Annotated in this window: 13 protein-coding genes; 2 read left to right on the plus strand and 11 right to left on the minus strand. The window is 52.6% G+C overall.

Going from position 1 to position 16,836, the window contains the following annotated elements; translation table 11 throughout:
• Positions 1-47 precede the first annotated feature (47 nt).
• Positions 48-1,430 carry an AmpG family muropeptide MFS transporter gene (locus B152_RS0100980; protein ID WP_020590501.1) on the plus strand — a complete coding sequence of 461 codons (1,383 nt, stop codon included), beginning with the start codon at positions 48-50 and terminating at the stop codon, positions 1,428-1,430.
• Positions 1,431-2,585, plus strand: coding sequence for an FAD-dependent monooxygenase (locus B152_RS0100985; protein WP_020590502.1), 1,155 nt, complete (start codon positions 1,431-1,433; stop codon positions 2,583-2,585). It abuts the gene before it with no gap.
• A 9-nt stretch (positions 2,586-2,594) separates the two neighbouring features.
• On the opposite strand, the gene B152_RS0100990 is transcribed toward B152_RS0100985, so the two are convergent.
• From B152_RS0100990 to B152_RS0101040, 11 genes are all read right to left on the minus strand, one after another.
• On the minus strand, positions 2,595-3,572 hold the full coding sequence (locus B152_RS0100990; protein ID WP_211212086.1) for a tRNA dihydrouridine synthase: 978 nt from the start codon (positions 3,570-3,572) through the stop codon (positions 2,595-2,597).
• Between the two features lie 163 nt (positions 3,573-3,735).
• Positions 3,736-4,743 (minus strand): hypothetical protein, encoded by a 1,008-nt coding sequence (locus B152_RS0100995; protein WP_020590504.1) that lies wholly within the window; start codon positions 4,741-4,743, stop codon positions 3,736-3,738.
• Between the two features lie 64 nt (positions 4,744-4,807).
• Entirely contained in the window at positions 4,808-5,782 is a 975-nt protein-coding gene (locus B152_RS0101000; protein ID WP_020590505.1) for a trypsin-like serine peptidase, read from the minus strand.
• 153 nt (positions 5,783-5,935) lie between these two features.
• A complete protein-coding gene (gene phoB, locus B152_RS0101005; protein WP_033405503.1) occupies positions 5,936-6,634 on the minus strand; it encodes a phosphate regulon transcriptional regulator PhoB in 699 nt (232 codons plus the stop codon).
• A gap of 25 nt (positions 6,635-6,659) precedes the next feature.
• The gene (gene phoU / locus B152_RS0101010; RefSeq protein ID WP_020590507.1) at positions 6,660-7,409 is read right to left on the minus strand and encodes a phosphate signaling complex protein PhoU; all 750 of its coding nucleotides are present in this window, start codon (positions 7,407-7,409) and stop codon (positions 6,660-6,662) included.
• A gap of 10 nt (positions 7,410-7,419) precedes the next feature.
• The gene (pstB, locus tag B152_RS0101015) at positions 7,420-8,220 is read right to left on the minus strand and encodes a phosphate ABC transporter ATP-binding protein PstB (RefSeq protein WP_020590508.1); all 801 of its coding nucleotides are present in this window, start codon (positions 8,218-8,220) and stop codon (positions 7,420-7,422) included.
• 21 nt (positions 8,221-8,241) lie between these two features.
• Complete coding sequence (gene pstA, locus B152_RS0101020) at positions 8,242-9,546, minus strand: phosphate ABC transporter permease PstA (RefSeq protein ID WP_211212088.1); 1,305 nt, start codon at positions 9,544-9,546, stop codon at positions 8,242-8,244.
• Positions 9,539-10,921 (minus strand): phosphate ABC transporter permease subunit PstC, encoded by a 1,383-nt coding sequence (pstC, locus tag B152_RS0101025; protein WP_020590510.1) that lies wholly within the window; start codon positions 10,919-10,921, stop codon positions 9,539-9,541. Before pstC ends, pstA begins: the two co-directional genes overlap by 8 nt.
• A gap of 117 nt (positions 10,922-11,038) precedes the next feature.
• Complete coding sequence (locus B152_RS0101030; protein ID WP_020590511.1) at positions 11,039-12,076, minus strand: substrate-binding domain-containing protein; 1,038 nt, start codon at positions 12,074-12,076, stop codon at positions 11,039-11,041.
• A 425-nt stretch (positions 12,077-12,501) separates the two neighbouring features.
• Positions 12,502-13,965 (minus strand): ATP-binding protein, encoded by a 1,464-nt coding sequence (locus tag B152_RS0101035; RefSeq protein ID WP_020590512.1) that lies wholly within the window; start codon positions 13,963-13,965, stop codon positions 12,502-12,504.
• Positions 13,966-14,148: 183 nt separating this feature from the next.
• On the minus strand, positions 14,149-16,440 hold the full coding sequence (locus B152_RS0101040; RefSeq protein WP_020590513.1) for an NADP-dependent malic enzyme: 2,292 nt from the start codon (positions 16,438-16,440) through the stop codon (positions 14,149-14,151).
• Between the last annotated feature and the right edge of the window lie 396 nt (positions 16,441-16,836).

A 16,836-nucleotide genomic window follows, 5' to 3' on the forward strand; every position in this document is an offset into this window, starting at 1 on the left:
TCTGGCCTTTTTAAATGGGTGGAATTGGGCAGAACCCAGGGGGAAGTATGAAATCATCGGAAGACAAAGCACTGCACAGCTGGAAAGAATCACTGTCTGTATATCTGCATCCGAAAGTGATCGGCATGCTCTTTCTGGGCTTTTCCGCTGGACTGCCATTCCTGCTGATTTTTTCGACCTTGAACGTATGGCTTCGCGAAGCAGAAGTTTCGAGAACTGAAATCGGTTTTTTTGCCTGGGTTGGCATTGCCTTCTCTATAAAGGTGCTCTGGGCACCTTTGGCTGACCACTTTCGACTTCCTTTTCTGGGACATCTTGGTCGACGCCGTTCCTGGATGTTGCTGGGACAGATCGGTGTGATTATCGGTCTCATCGGTATGTCTGTGACAGATCCTGTAGCCAATCTCGGCCAGATGGCGATCTTCTCGCTGATTGTTGCGTTTTCTTCGGCAACTCAGGATGTGGGGCTGGATGCCTATCGGATTGAGGCGATTGACCTGGATTATCAGGGCGCAATGGCGGCGAATTATCAACTTGGCTGGCGTGTTGGTGCCTTGGTGGCAGGTGCTGGTGCCCTTTATATGGCTGACCAGTCGTCCTGGGTTCTGACCTATCAGGCGATGGCTGTGCTGATGGGGGTTGGTATCTGTACAGTATTGATAGTGAAAGAACCGGTGGTTGATACGGCGGACAAAGGGGCGCGTTTTGAATGGGAAGGTAACATAGAAGAACGGTTTGCTCATTTGCGAGGGGTACACGGCAAAATAGCAGAAAAACTCTATGATACAGTCTGGCGCCCTTTTGTTGAATTTGTTGCGCGCAATCGTTCTTCGGCCATTTTCATCCTTACGCTTATCTGTATCTATCGGATCAGTGACATTGTCATGGGAAACATGGCCGGACCTCTTTATGTAGATCTGGGGTATAGCAAGACCGAAATCGCCAACGTTACCAAAATTTTCGGATTTTTCACCACTATGGCCGGGGCCTATATCGGCGGTGTTTTCCTGATGCGAATTGGAATGCTTCGCTTGATGTTGCTTGGGGCATTTCTTGTGGTGGTCACAAATCTGCTTTATGCCGCCCTGGCCCAGGTTGGCCACAACATTCCTTTTCTGGCCTTTACGATTGGTGCGGACAGTTTCACCGCAGGCTTGGCCGGAACAAGCTTTATTGCCTATCTTTCAAGTCTCGTGAACAAAAGTTACACCGCAACCCAATATGGGCTCTTCAGCTCTATCATGACTTTGCCGGGTAAATTTTTGTCAGGATTTTCCGGCATCATTGTCGATCACACGGACTATACGACCTTCTTCCTCTACGCTTCGGTTATGGGAATACCAGCTATTTTTCTGGTGTTGTATCTGATGCGACTGGAAGCACGGGATAAGATAAAGAAGATAAACACGGCCACTGAGGTGCTCGAATAGATGCGTGTTCTGGTGGTTGGCGGCGGGATTGCCGGCTTGTGCTGTGTCCTTGCTCTGCGACAGAAAGGGATCTCTGCTGACGTTATCGAAAAGGCGTCAGGCTGGCGGGCTGAAGGGGCAGGATTGCACTTGCCCGGTAATGCGATCAGGCCGATGGAGCAGTTGGGAATTTTGTCTGAGGTAGCGCAAAAGTCTTTTGCCTTTCCCACTATACGTTATTGCGATGACCAGGGGGACAAGCTGTTTTCACTGGATCTTTCCTCGTCTGACTGGCCGCATTTTCAGGCGTTGCGCCGGGCAGATTTCCATCAAATTCTGGTTGACCGGATCGGAAATGCCTCTGTTCGTTTCGGAACTGAAATAAAAAACCTGTCCTATAGCGCTTCGCCATCGTCAGAGACGGCGGGCCGAAAATGCGCTCATGTGATCTTCTCAGACGGGCAGCAGTCGGAATATGATCTGGTGATTGCTGCAGATGGGATAAACTCTTCTCTGCGCAGACTATTATGGGGTGATGCTGCTCAACCTGTTTATGCAGGTTTCTGCTGTTGGCGCTGGACCAGCAACTTACCTCTGAAGCTTGCAGAACCAAGCTTTATGCTGGGGCGGGGCAAGGTCTTTCTGGTCATGCCGATCGCGAAGGACCAGAGCTATGTTTTTGCCGCAATGGCCGGATCGCTAGATCTTATTGCGGATGTTACAGCGGCCCCGGACATTCTGAGACGTGAGTTTGCTGAATTTGGCGGGGCTGTGCCGAAGCTGTTAGAAAATCTGGATCAGGATGGTCCGGTCTTGCCAGGAACCCTGGCACAAATGCTTGTGTCTCCGTGGTCAAAAGAGTCTGTCGTTCTCGTCGGAGATGCGGCCCATGGCACCTTGCCAACATTGGCTCAGGGCGCAACCATGGCGATGGAGGATGCCCTGGTTTTGGCAGAATCTTTGAAGAGCTCAAAAAACCTTGATGAGGGCCTGAAGGCCTACGAGGCCCGCCGCTTGCCCCGGGCCCAGTGGGTGCAACAGCAGTCGCTCAAGCGTATGGGGCTGGCCAGACTGAAAGCCCGGCCACTGGTTTTCCTGCGCAACAAGCTTATGGGCCGACTGGGCGCAAAAATTCTGGCATCGGGCTGGCGACCCCTGATCGACCAAGGCTTTTAAAGCTCGTGCTTAACCTGCTTTTTGCAGGGGCAGGGGCGACAGAACGGCTTGAATCAGCTCGGGATCAGCGATCCCCCTGATCTGGTCAAAAAGCTCCTGCGCTTCCGGATAGTGCTGTTTGAGAAAGACCAGCCACTGTTTCAGGCGTCCAGGGCTGTGTTTCGGGGGCAGCCGTCTGCGGACCTCGTCATAGAAGACCTGAAGAATTGGCAAAAGCTGATCCCATGTCATGGGCGTATAAGGGGTGCCTTTTGGATGGCAGACGATGATCAGGGCCAGATCCGGCCAGGCAATTAGCCCCCGTCCGATCATGACATCCTCACAGCCGCTTATCGAACGGCATTTCCAGTAATCTTCCGGGGAACAGATATCGCCATTGGCAATGACCCTGATTTTTACCGCTTCGCGAATACGGGCGATCCATTCCCAGTGGGCCGGGCGTTTATAGCCTTCAAGCTTGGTCCGGGCGTGGACGCAGACTTCATTAGCCCCGGCGCTTTCTATGGCAAAGGCATTCTCAAGCGCCAGAGATTTATCCTCGTAACCCAGGCGCATTTTTGCCGTCACCGGAATGTTCGCTGGAACGGCTTGGCGCACTGCCTTGACGACCTGGTGGATGACATCCGGTTCTTTCAGCAGAACCGATCCACCCTTGTTTTTATTCACTGTTTTTGAGGGGCAGCCAAAGTTGAGATCAATGGCTGGCGCGCCCAGTTCAACCGCCAGAAGTGCGGCTTCGGATAGCGTTTCGGGATTGCTGCCGAGAAGCTGGATGGAGACGGGAACACCGGACGCCGTGCATCCCTTGTTATGGAGTTCGGGGGCGAGACGGTAGAGCATCTTGGCGGGCAGGGTCTGATCGTTCACCCGGATAAACTCGGTCACGCAGCGGTCAATCCCACCGATGGCGGTCAGCAGCTTGCGCATCTGGGGGTCAACGAGCCCTTCCATCGGGGCCAGGATCAAGGTCACAGTGCTATTCTCCATCAACAAGGCCGGCGGCAAGTGCAGTATGATGGGGCATCATACTGGCAAAAGAAGCCGAACGGCTTTGTACCGCCAGTCACTGGGAAGAGTCAAAACACGCTTTTGGATGTCTGCTCTGCGATAAAAGATGAGCATCCCTGAGATTGCCAGAAACAGCAGGTGATCAGGAAAGAGGCACAGTATTTCGGGTTCTGTTGAGTTCTTTCAGCAGTAAAAAAAGCATTTCCATATCGGCCTCAGGGGTCACGGTAGCGCCGAGATCCTGTTGCGCGCGCGAGAGAGATTGCTGGTATTCGGGCGCATTACTATCCAGATATCCCAGTTCCCCGAGTAACCGCTGCACCGAGTTATCGGGTTGCGGGTTAACATAAAAGACGGTTTTTGGGGACTGTGGTGATACAGGCAGACGCCAGCTCGCACGGGTCTGTTCATCAAGCGAATTGCCCGGAACAAGCAGAAGTCCACCCTTGCCCAGGATAAAGCGATGCAGTTGTCCGTCCGACTGCTTCGGGCAGTGGTTTCGGGATTCTGCCCCCTGTCCACAGAAAGGATAGAGCGTCTGGATATGCTCCCAGCCCCGACGATATCCGGCCATCACAGTCAGGTCATCGGGGTCAGGACTGTCTTTTACCCCGAGCCAACCGGTGTGATCCCCTAACGGCGCTTCCAGTTTGATCCGGGCCCAGTTGTTCAGCAGGGAAAGCAGACTGTTGCTGGAGGGGACAAAGCCGCGGGCGACTTCATAACTTTCTGCTACTGAAAAGATAGTTGAATCATCTCGTTGATAGCCCGCGACAAAAACCATCTCACCGGGCTGGAACCATCTGCCTTCGACCGCATTGTAGAGGCAGGAAGCGGGAGCAAGAACATCAGCCTGTCCAACCATAACGGCATTGCAAAAATGCCGTCCGGCGACATTCAGGCGGCCCAGTGTACTCCAGGGATATTCACGGGCTTCAAGGTCGGCTCTTGAAGCATCAGCCAGAAAGCGGGGTACTTGTTCCGTGCCCGGTGATTTCCCGGCTGTATCTGCAGGTAACGCTACTGGTGATTGGCGGGTTTCTGGCGCTTTGGTGCTGGCGCAGGCTGTGAGGAAAAGGGCGAAAAGGCAACTAAGGTATGGATGGAGCTGACAGGAAAGCTTCGAAGTTTTAAAGGGCTGCTTCATCATCCTTTTGGGCCTTCTTTATCTGGCGGGAGCTGTGCTGCTAAACGTCGAATTTCTGAACAGAATGTCAGGAAGCCGGATCGGCTGACAAGGCTTTTCGGTTCAGGGCATCGAAGAGACGGTATAGAGCGCCCGTGCCAATTCGGTCGCTTTGTTCCAGAGCACCGTTTTCCTCAGCCTTCTCCAATGCTGCTTTCAGGATTTCCTGTGTTATTTGGTTTTCCAAGAGGTAACCCTGTTCTTTGAGAAGTCGGCTGATTGTATCAAGCGGAACAAGCCTAATGTTATCCAGCTGTTGCGAAGGGGCTTGTCCTCGGGTGGGAAGCGACCAGGCGCTGAAAACCTCATCAGTGTCACCTGCGACAAGAACATTCACCGTCTTTGGAGACAGAATAACCTGGGTCAATGACCCGTCTATGGTGACATCGGGACAGAGTTCCTTTGCTGCGCCATTGAGACAGAAGGGAAATGTCGAAAGAGCGTGTTGCCATCCGCGGCGATAGCCAACGGGTAAAGACAGACTGTTCCCATCATCTGCCTTCCGGGTAACACCCAGCCATCCGGTTTTTTGGCCAAGTTGAGAAGTGAGCCTGATTAAGGCCCAGTTTCGGAAAAGGGAGGTCAAGCTTTTATCCTGTGGGTTATACCCCTTGCCGATTTCGAATTCGACTACCTTTGCATTCAGGTCGCTGTTGTCCCGTTGGTAGGCACCAACGTAGGTCATATCTTGGGAGGAATACCACTTGGATTCTGCCTGATTAAAAAGACAGGAGGCTCTTGTCAGCGCAAGATCTGGGCCGACTATGGTTGCGTTACAGAAATGAGTACCGCCGACGTTCAATCGTCCCAGCGCGCTCCAGGGATACTCACGGGCATCAACGACAGCCACGGCCCGGTTTTCCATAAGCTTGTTGATGGGCCTCTCTGAAAAGGAAAGTTTGGAAAGATGTATGTCGGAAGAGCTGCGGTTATCGAGATAAAGATAACCCGCTATAGCTGTTATCAAGCCGATCGCAAGCAAGCCTGCAATTTTTATTCTCATTCCGGTCACCTGCAGTGGTTCATTACCACCTAGTTAAGCACGAGAGCCCGGTAAAACACATGCGTAATGTCCGAAGCCTTCAGGCCCTATAAAAGAAAGCTGGCCGCAGAATATGCGGCCAGCGAACGAATTTAAGAGAAATTGTCAGGACTGTTAAGCTGCCTTGGCAGCGCGGTCCAGTGAATAACCAGCAGAGCGCACAGTGCGAATCAGATCCTGTTCTGTGCCTTCATTCAAGACCTTGCGCAGCCGCCGGATGTGAACATCGACAGTGCGGGGTTCGACATAGACATCGTGGCCCCAGACTGAATCAAGCAGCTGTTCGCGGCTGAAGACCCGGCCAGGATTCTGCATCAGGTGACGCAACAGTTTAAATTCGGTTGGGCCGAGGTGAACTTCGCGCTCACCACGGTGAACCTTGTAAGCCGCCAGATCCATATTGATGTCTTCAAAGATCAGGGCTTCGGTTACGGTTTCCGGTTTGCTTCGACGCATGATGGCGCGAATACGGGCCACCAGTTCTGCAGGGGAAAAAGGCTTGGTCATGTAGTCATCGGCCCCGGAATCCAGGCCGCGGATTTTGTCGGTTTCCTCGCCACGGGCTGTCAGCATGATGATCGGCACATCGCGGGTTTCCTGCAGACGCCGCAGCTGGCGGCAAACCTCGATGCCGGAAAGAAGAGGCAGCATCCAGTCGAGCAAGATCAGATCGGGAGTTTCTTCCTTGGCACGGAGAAGGGCTTCTTCGCCATCATGGGCTTCGTTGACCCGGAAACCTTCTTTTTCAAGGTTGTAACGCAGAAGGGTGGTCAGGGCGACTTCATCTTCGATGATTAAGGCCAGGGGTTTCATGGAAAGATCCTTTTTTTCCATTACGTTAAATTTCTACTTCACTGTTATCGTCGTCGTCTTCTTCGGTCGAGAGAATCTGGAAAGGTGTACGGTCGCCTTTGGGACGTTTGCCTTCCAGTTTGTGCCCGGTCGAGAGATAATAGATGGTCTCGGCGATATTGGTGGCATGATCGCCCATACGCTCGATGTTTTTGGCAATAAACAGCATATGCGTACAGGCGCCGATATTCCGGGGATCTTCCATCATATAGGTGAGAAGTTCCCGGAAAAGAGACGTGTACATTTCATCGACTTCTTCATCGCGATGCCAGACATCAATTGCCCGGTCCTTGTCGCTGTGAGAGAAGGCATCAAGGGTGTCCTTAACGATTTCCTGAACCAGCTTGGACATCCGCATGATGCTGGTAACAGACTTTTGCGGTGGCATCTGGTTAATTGCGATACTGCGTTTGGCGATGTTCTTGGCATAGTCGCCAATCCGTTCCAGATCTGATGAGATCTTGAGGGCGGAAATAACCGCGCGCAGGTCATTGGCCACGGGCTGGCGCAGGGCAATCAGCTGGACCACGGCGGCTTCGAGTTCTTCTTCAAGAAGGTCAATCTTGGCATCTTCAGCCCGGACCAGTTCTGCCTTGGCACTGTCGCGCTGGACCAGGGCATCGACAGCTTCGGCAAGCTGGTTTTCTGCCATGCCACCCATACGGATGATGATTTCGTGAATGGTCCGCAATTCCTTGTCAAAGGAGCGGACGATATGGTCATTCGAGTTCTGCATAGTTTTATCCTTACCCGAAACGTCCGGTGATGTAGCCCTGGGTGCGCTGATCTTCCGGGCTGGTGAACAATTTGTCGGTTTCACCGACTTCTACCAGTTCTCCAAGATGGAAGAAGGCGGTTTTCTGAGAGACTCTTGCCGCCTGCTGCATGGAATGTGTCACAATTACAATCGTGAAGTTCTCGCGCAACTCGTCAATCAGTTCCTCGATCTTGGCGGTTGCAATGGGATCAAGGGCAGAGCAGGGTTCATCCATGAGGATGACCTCGGGATTGACGGCGATGGCCCGGGCGATACAAAGGCGCTGTTGTTGGCCGCCGGACAAGCCGGTTCCCGGTGAGTCCAGACGGTCTTTGACCTCTTCCCACAGACCCGCACGCCGCAGGCTTGATTCTACGGTTGCTTCCAGCTCGTCCTTGCCACTGGAAATACCATGCAACCGGGGACCATAGGCGATGTTGTCGTAGATAGACTTCGGAAAGGGATTGGGCTTCTGGAAGACCATGCCAACCCGGGCTCTGAGTAACACAGGATCGAGGCCAGAATTATAGATATCAATCCCTTCCAGATTGATCCGGCCTTCAACCCGGCAGTTTTCTATTACATCGTTCATGCGATTGATGCAGCGGAGGAAGGTTGATTTTCCACAGCCGGAGGGGCCGATTAGTGCCGTGACCTCGTTGGCGGCGATGTCCAGTTCGATTGATTTCAGGGCCTGATTTTGACCGTAGTAAACATTGACGTCACGGGCGATGATCTTGGGCTCGGCCATAGCGGCTTTCTCGCGTGTTTTGAAATTTTGCATATCCATTGCGTCGGGCATCCTGTTTCTCTACCAGCGTCGTTCAAAGCGTTTGCGTAAGAGTACTGCAATTGCATTCATCACGACCAGAAAGGCCAGCAAAACCATGATGGCCGCTGAGGTTTTTTCTACAAAGCCGCGCTCCGGACTATCCGCCCAGAGAAAAATCTGTACCGGCAATACCGTGGCAGCATCGTTAATGCTGCCGGGAATATCGGCGATAAAAGCGACCATCCCGATCATCAACAAGGGGGCCGTTTCCCCCAGAGCCTGGGCCATGCCGAGAATGGTTCCGGTCAGTATACCCGGCATGGCCAGGGGAAAGACATGATGAAACACTGTCTGCATGCGTGAAGCGCCCATTCCGAGGGCAGCTTCACGGATGGATGGTGGTACGGCCTTTAATGCTGCGCGGGAGGCGATAATGATGGTTGGAAGAGTCATCAAAGCCAGAACCATTCCACCGACTATAGGCGCCGAACGGGGCAGGCCGAAGAAATTCAGGAAGATTGCCAAACCGAGCAATCCGAAGACTATCGAGGGAACTGCTGCCAGATTGTTGATGTTCACTTCAATAATATCTGTCCAGCGGTTGCGCGGGGCAAACTCCTCGAGGTAAATCGCGGTCAGCACCCCGACCGGAAAGCAGAGCGCAAGAGTAATGGCCAGGGTGTAAAGCGATCCGATAACAGCGCCGAGAATGCCGGCTTCTTCTGGTTCACGGGAATCTGCCTGGGTGAAGAAATCGACATTGAATTTTGTGATGATCCGGTCATCGGCCTCGAGGGTATCAAGCCAGCCCAGTTCCTGGTCCTTGACCTTGCGATCAGCCTGAACGACATCCCGGGAAATAAAGCCCTTGATGTAGCTGTCCACATCGTCGGATGCCTTGATGGCAATCGTCGCGGTCGTCCCAACCAGCTTTGGATTTTGGAGTACGGCATTGCGCAAATCGTATTCGGCCGCACTGCCAACCAGGCCATAGAGCGAGCGTTTTTCGTTGCGGCTTTCCGCTTCCGGAAACTGCTCTCTCAGGGCATCGCGCAGAATCCCACGATAACTGGCCGCAGCAAGATCTTCCTGTCTGCCAGTTCCTTTGGGATCAATGGTGGCTTGATCAAGCCGAACATCAAGCAGGATATAGGTCTGTTCAAAGGCAGTGTAGCCCTTGGAAATAATCGAGGTCAGCAACAAACCCAGGACCAGCACGGCAGTGAGAACGGCTGCAAGTCCATAGAGTTTGAAACGGGTTTCCGCAGCGTTGCGTCTTTTAAGCAGCGCCTTGTCAATTTCCAGGGGAGGGTTCAATTCCATTGGTACAGGGCTATCAGTCATATTTTTCACGATATTTGCGCACCACTTTCAAGGCCACGACGTTCATGGCGAGGGTGACGATGAAGAGCAGAAGGCCCAGAGCAAAGGCCGCGAGCGTTTTGGCACTGTCAAATTCCTGATCTCCGACCAGCAGGGTGACAATCTGGACTGTTACGGTTGTGACAGCTTCCAGCGGATTGGCGGTAAGATTTGCAGCAAGGCCAGCAGCCATAACCACAATCATTGTTTCGCCAATCGCCCGGCTCATGGCCAGCAATACTGCGCCTACGATACCGGGGAGGGCGGCAGGAAGGATAACCTTGGTGATGGTTTCCGACTTTGTTGCCCCCATGGCGTAAGAAGCATCACGCAGAGACTGTGGAACTGAATTCATGACATCATCAGACAGGGAAGAGATAAAGGGAATGATCATGATACCCATCACCATTCCGGCAGCGAGTGCGGATTCCGAGGAAACGCTGAGCCCAAAAAGCTCCCCGCTGTTGCGGAAAAAGGGGGCAACAGTGAGTGCGGCAAAAAAGCCATAAACTACGGTTGGAATCCCGGCGAGGATTTCCAACAGTGGTTTGGCAAAGGCCCGGAATTTTTTACCGGCGTATTCAGACATATAGATTGCCGACATGAGACCGACGGGAACGGCAACGATCATGGAGATAAAGGTGATCAACATTGTTCCGGCAAAAAGAGGTACAGCACCGAAAGAACCGGAGCCACCGATCTGGTCTTCGCGTAAAGCAGTCTGGGGGCTCCAGTGCAGGCCAAAGAGAAATTCGCTAAGCGGAACCTTGTTGAAAAACCGCAGGGTTTCAAAAATCAGGGAGAAAACAATACCGACTGTTGTCAGGATGGCGATGGTCGAACAGACCATCATAACAATCGAGATGATTTTCTCGACCTTGTTGCGTGCCCGTAAATCAGGGTTGATGGTTTTCAGGCTGCTGAAAAGTCCGGCAAGGGAGAGGCTGATGGCTACGACGGCCATAGCGAAATAGCTGGTTTGGCGGAAGAAGATATAGCTGTCTGTTGCGGCCTGCAGGTCGCTGTTGACTTCGCGACTGATAATGCCTCCCGAAGCCAGGTTGATCACGTCATTTACATAGAGAGTGATCTGGTCAGATGTAAGGTCCTGGTTTGAAGCACTCAGCTTTGAGGAGACAATCGCTTCTGCAATCGCCGGTTCAAAAGCCATCCATCCAGCCATAAGCAGTAAACTGGGCAGGCCACACCAAATTGCGGTGTAGAGCCCATAATAGGGCAGGCGGGAATGTAAGGGGTGGTAAGCGTGACCAGAGAGAGCAACCGCGCGGCCCTTCCCCAGAATGTATCCGAGAATGATCAGGAATATCAGCGCGAAGAAGAGAGCTAGCTGTTCCATACTGTTTTTTTACCCGTCTTCATACCCGTCAGGGAAATCATAGATCCGGTTTATTCTATCAGAAACTGGCGGTCTGTTGCCAAGCCGCCAGTTTCTCAAGAATAAACTTCCGTGTGGTTACATGCTCAGCTGCTCAAGTCCCTGAGCGGCATTGCCGATAACTGTACGTTCTTTGGTCGGCAAGGGGATCAGGCCCTTGTCAGCCAGGTAACCTTCGTCACCCCATGCATCGTCACTTGTGAAGGCTTTCACAAACTCGGCAATACCGGGGACGGAGCCTACGTGCTCTTTCTTGACGTAGAAGTAGAGTGAACGGGAAACGCCGTAATCGCCTGATGCAATGTTGTCAAAGGTTGGTTCTGTTTTATCAACGATAGAACCCTGGATTTTGTCGGCATTCTGGTCAAGGAAACTGAAGCCGAAGATGCCGAGAGCTTTCGGGTTGGCTTCGAGTTTCTGGATGATCAGATTGTCGTTTTCACCGGCTTCGATATAGGCGCCATCTTCACGGATGGTATGTGCAACAGCTTCAAAAGCTTTGCTGTCGCTTTTGCGCAGATCGGCAAGACTGTCAAATTTCTTCGCGCCGCCTTCCATGGCCAGCTCGACAAAGGCGTCACGGGTACCGGATGTTGGTGGGGGGCCGAGAACCTCGATTTTTGAATCCGGCAGACTTGGATCGATATCGCTCCATTTCTGGTAGGGATTGTCGACCAGCTTGCCATCAACAGGAACCTGTTTGGCCAGAGCCATGTAAATCTGCTGCAGGCTCAATTCGAAACGATCACTTTCTTTGGAGTTCGCAAGAACAATACCGTCGAAGCCAATTTTTACTTCTGTGATGGAGACACCGTTTTTGGTGCAGTCTTCATACTCGGAAGATTTGATCCGGCGAGAAGCGTTGGTGATATCGGGATGCTCGACACCTACGCCGGCACAGAAAAGCTTCATGCCGCCGCCGGAGCCGGTGCTTTCAACGACAGGCGTTTTGAAGCCGGTTGTCTTGCCGAAATTTTCAGCAACGGTTGTTGAAAATGGAAAAACAGTAGAAGAGCCGACAATGCGGATCTGGTCGCGTGCCTGGGCCGCGCCAGCGATTGCTACCATCATGCCAGCCAGGGCTGTCGCAGTGAGAACTTTTTTGATCACGTTCATATCTCCGCTTTATAGCGTTAGTATAATCTCTACTACGCATTTTCCCGGTTTTCCGGGCTCCTCATGCAGCAACACTTTTTCGTTTTGCGAGGTTATGCGCTGTCGATCATTCGACGTGGCAAACATAACTTCCCCAGGCGATAGTTCTGTGACTCATCCGTGACACTTTTGTTACCCTGATTTTGGTGAAAAGGGGCTGTTCAGGCAAGAGAAATAAATCATAAACTATTGATGTATAATGATATCTATAAGAATCAAAAGTTCAGTGGACAAGAAAACATTTGCTGGAGAGCATATGAAGCTTTTGTGAAATTGACCAGATGTTGTCTTTTCCTTAAGGAAGAATTCATCCTTAGAGCCAGTCTTGTAAACAAGAGGAAGAGCGTAGGGGAGGCCTTTTGTATCTCACGCAGATCAGCGAGATATCAGGCGAGGTTTGAGCTTTCCCACGCGGGCAGGTTCATCTCGCTCATGGCGGCTTTGGGCAGATAGACTGTAAAGGTTGATCCACGGCCAACTTCGCTGTCGATGGTGAGCACCCCCCGATGTCGATTGACGATATGTTTAACGATCGCCAGTCCCAAGCCTGTTCCGCCCAGTTCGCGCGAGCGTGCGGCATCGACCCTGTAGAAGCGCTCGGTCAGGCGGGGGATGTGTTCGCGGGGTATTCCATCACCCTGATCGATGATCGCAATGGCGACAGAAGGGCGGCCCAATCTGCGCATACCCTGACTTCCGGGCCCGTAGGCTTTGCCGCGGATGGTAACGGTTGTACCTTTATGTCCGTATTTGACGGCATTCTCGAGGAGGTTCTGGAACAGCTGGGTCAGGGCTTCGGCGTCGCCAAGAACCGGGATGCTGTTCTCCAGATCGGGACTGAGATCTTTTCTTATGGTGATCTGCTTGTTTTCAATCTGGGTATGCAGACCTTCGGTAATCTTAGTAATAATATTATTCAGGTCGGTAATCCCGGTAGGAGGGGTATGTTCCAGCAGTTCAATGCGCGAGAGCGACAACAGATCAGACACCAGATGGGACATGCGTTCGGATTGATCCTGCATGATGTTGAGAAATCTTTGTTGGGCTTCGGGATCATCTTTTGCAGGACCTTTCAGGGTTTCAATAAAACCCATAAGACTGGCGAGCGGTGTTTTGAGTTCGTGACTGGCATTGGCGATAAAATCACCGCGCATCTGGTCAACCTTTTTGGCCGCGGTCTGATCGTGCAGACTGACAATCACGCGGGTTCCGTCCCAGGTCTGTTCGTTCATACGGGCGATACGGGCCAGCATATAACGCTCCACACGTCCGTGGATTTTGAATTCGACAAAACGCGAGATATTTTCACTGCTGTTTTCGACGCTATCGACGGCACTGAGAATACCGGGATTGCGCAGAATAGTCGAGAGTTCCCGCCCGGTAATGTTGTCACCAAAGATGGCCTGGGCCGCTGGATTTCCCCTGATAATCTGCCGTTTTTTTCCAAGCATGATCAGGGGATCTGGCAGAGAGGAAAGAATGGCTTCGTTGCCCTCTGTCACGGCTTCGAGTTGACGTCTGTATTGCTGGCGTTCCTGGGCCATGCGCGAGAGCGAGAGATTCAGTTCGGGATAGAGGAAACTTCCGGCTGCGGAGGGGATGCCTGGAAGGGGGTCTTTGCCCTTGAGCTGTCGAAGAGCGGTTATGTACTCTTTGAGTTTTTCGACGTGGGAATAGTGGCTGCTGAGAATATAACCTGTGCCAAGCAGGATGATGACACCCGCAGCCAGAGCGGCCTGCCACACGATAAGGTGCAGGATGACCAGCAGAAATAACACGGCGATTCCGGGGGAGGTCAGAATCAGCGACGACGTAAAAAGTCTGCTGTATTTTTCCTGTCGTTGTGGCATGGCGACCCATATTTTTCAGGTGTTGCTGGAGCAGTGATTCCCCGATGATGCCCTATACTTAACCTGCCTTCATGACAGTTTGAAGACGGTTTTAAAATTTATTATATTTCAATGGCTTCCGGAATTAAACCCGGAAGCCATTGTCATGATCGCGCGTCGTATTACAGAAATGTTAAATCTGTTCTAGAGAAAGGGTTCGTCCATTTCGTTTGTAGAGGCCTCGTAGGCACCCAGTGCGGCCATTGTTACCAGATCTGTAACGGTGGCGCCCATCGGGACAATCTGTACAGGTTTTTCAAGGCCCACCAGAATGGGGCCGATCACCGCCGTGCCTCCGCCTGCTTTCTGGATCAGCTTGGTGGTGATGTTGGCTGAATGCAGGGCTGGCATGATGAGAATATTCGCCGGACCTGTCAGGCGGGAGAAGGGGAACAGCCTTTTTTGCAGATCAAAATCCAGGGCCAGGTTCGCTTGCATCTCGCCTTCGTATTCAAAACTCACGTTCATGGTATCAAGCACGGAAACAGCCCGTCTGATCCGGGTTGTGGTATCCCGGGTCGGATTGCCAAAATTGGAGAAACTCAGAAAAGCGACGCGGGGCTCATAGCCCATGGACTGAACATGGGAGGCTGCCTGTACCGCGATGTCCGCCAGCTGTTCCGAGGTTGGAACTTCGTTGACAGAGGTGTCGGCGACAAAAATAGCCCGTCCGTCAATGATCATCATCGACATGCCCATGGCGCGCTTGCCGGGCTTGCAGTTGATGGCCTGCATTGCGTCTTCCAGCGAGACGGCAAAACTTCGGGTCAGCCCCGTGACCATGGCATCGGCGACACCATGGGTCAGCAGACAGGCAGCGAAGATGTTCCGGTTCTGGTTAACCATGCGCTGGCAATCGCGATAGAGCATTCCCCGACGCTGCATACGTTCATAGACATAGTCGGTATAGCGCTCGCGCTGTTCGGAATTTGTCGCGTTGTGGATCTCGATAAAGTCACCATTGATACCGAGGTTTTTCATGGTGCTCTTGATCAGTTTCTCCCGGCCGACCAGCAGAGGCATTCCGTATCCTGCGTTGTAAAAGGATACCGCTGCGCGAATAGCGGACTCTTCCTCACCCTCGGCAAAAACAACGCGTTTTGGATGGCTTTTGACCTTTTGGGCAATCCGCATGAAAGTTGTGGCAGCTGGGTCAAGGCGGGCAGAAAGTTCTCTTTCGTAAGCCTCGAAGTCTTCGATATCCTTGCGGGAAACACCGCTGTCCATCGCCGCCTTGGCAACCGCGCAGGGAATCACAGTGATCAGGCGCGGATCAAAGGGGGCGGGAATGATATAGTCGCGACCATAGCGCATCTGGCGGCCGGCATAGGCTTTGCCAACCTCGTCGGGAACATCTTCCCGGGCCAACTCTGCCAGGGCCATGGCAGCAGCAACCTTCATGCTCATGTTGATGCTGGAAGCCCGCACATCAAGAGCACCACGGAAAATATAGGGGAAGCCCAGGACATTGTTGACCTGGTTGGGGTAGTCCGAGCGTCCGGTTGCGACGATGGCGTCGTCCCGTACGGTCGCAACGTCTTCCGGCGTAATTTCGGGGTCCGGGTTGGCCATGGCAAAGATAATCGGATTGGGGGCCATGCTCTTGACCATATCGGCTGTCAGTGCGCCTTTGATCGAAAGACCAAAAACCACATCGGCATTTTTCATCGCGTCTTCGAGGCTGCGGTCATCGGTTGGTACGGCGTGGGCGGATTTCCACTGGTTCATACCATCCTGTCTGCCCTGATAGATAACACCGCGGGTGTCGCAAAGCAGAATGTTCTCATGGGGAACACCAAGCGCTTTTACCAGTTCGGTACAGGCGATCCCGGCGGAACCGGCGCCGTTGACCACCATCTTGATTTTCTTGATGTCTTTCCCCGTCAGGTCGAGCGCATTGATCAGGCCAGCGGCGGCGATGATTGCGGTGCCGTGCTGGTCGTCGTGGAAAACGGGGATGTCGAGCAGTTCCTGAAGGCGCTGTTCAATAATAAAGCACTCGGGTGCCTTGATGTCTTCAAGATTGATGCCGCCGAATGTCTTGCCGAGGAAGCGCACACAGTTGACAAATTCGTCCACATTTTCCGTATCGACTTCAAGATCGATCCCGTCCACATCGGCGAAGCGCTTGAAAAGAACGGCCTTCCCCTCCATCACAGGCTTGGAACCCAGTGCCCCAAGGTTTCCCAGTCCCAAAACCGCGGTGCCATTGGAGATGACTGCAACGAGGTTGCCTTTGGCAGTGTAGTCGTAAGCGGCGGCAGGGTCTTCTGCAATCCTGAGACAAGGGACAGCCACGCCGGGGGAATAGGCCAGAGCGAGATCTCGTTGGGTTGTCAGGGGTTTTGTGGCTCGTATTTCCAGTTTACCCGGTCGGCCTGAGGAATGAAGTTCCAGCGCTTCTGCGTCGGTAATCCGGGAATTGTGCTTGGGCACGGGTAGGTCTCCGCTTTTTTATATCTGAGGGTCGGTGTCTTAGGGTTAAGGTCTGGTATGCTGAACCTTTTGGCGGTTCTTGGCAGTATATTGCATTGCGACAAAGTTCTTGGGAAGGGAAATTGTACAATAATGTCGGAAAGCGCGTTGAATGAACTAATATTATTAGTCAATACATCTGTTCAACTCTTCGTTCCGTTCTCCGAGTAGTTCTCCGGGCAGTTCTCAGGGCAGTTCTCCGGGCAACCTGTCGGTTAAAGGATAACTAAGGAGCGTTTGTTGGCAGTTTTAATGCTCTGTTCCTGAGATATTGCACGCTCCAGAAAGCAGCGTTTTGTTGTAGAGAATAATTATATCCCTGAGCTCCTTCAGGAATATTCACTCCCAGATCGCAGT

It is taken from the genome of Kiloniella laminariae DSM 19542 (assembly GCF_000374005.1).
GTDB classification, from domain to species: Bacteria; Pseudomonadota; Alphaproteobacteria; order Kiloniellales; family Kiloniellaceae; genus Kiloniella; species Kiloniella laminariae.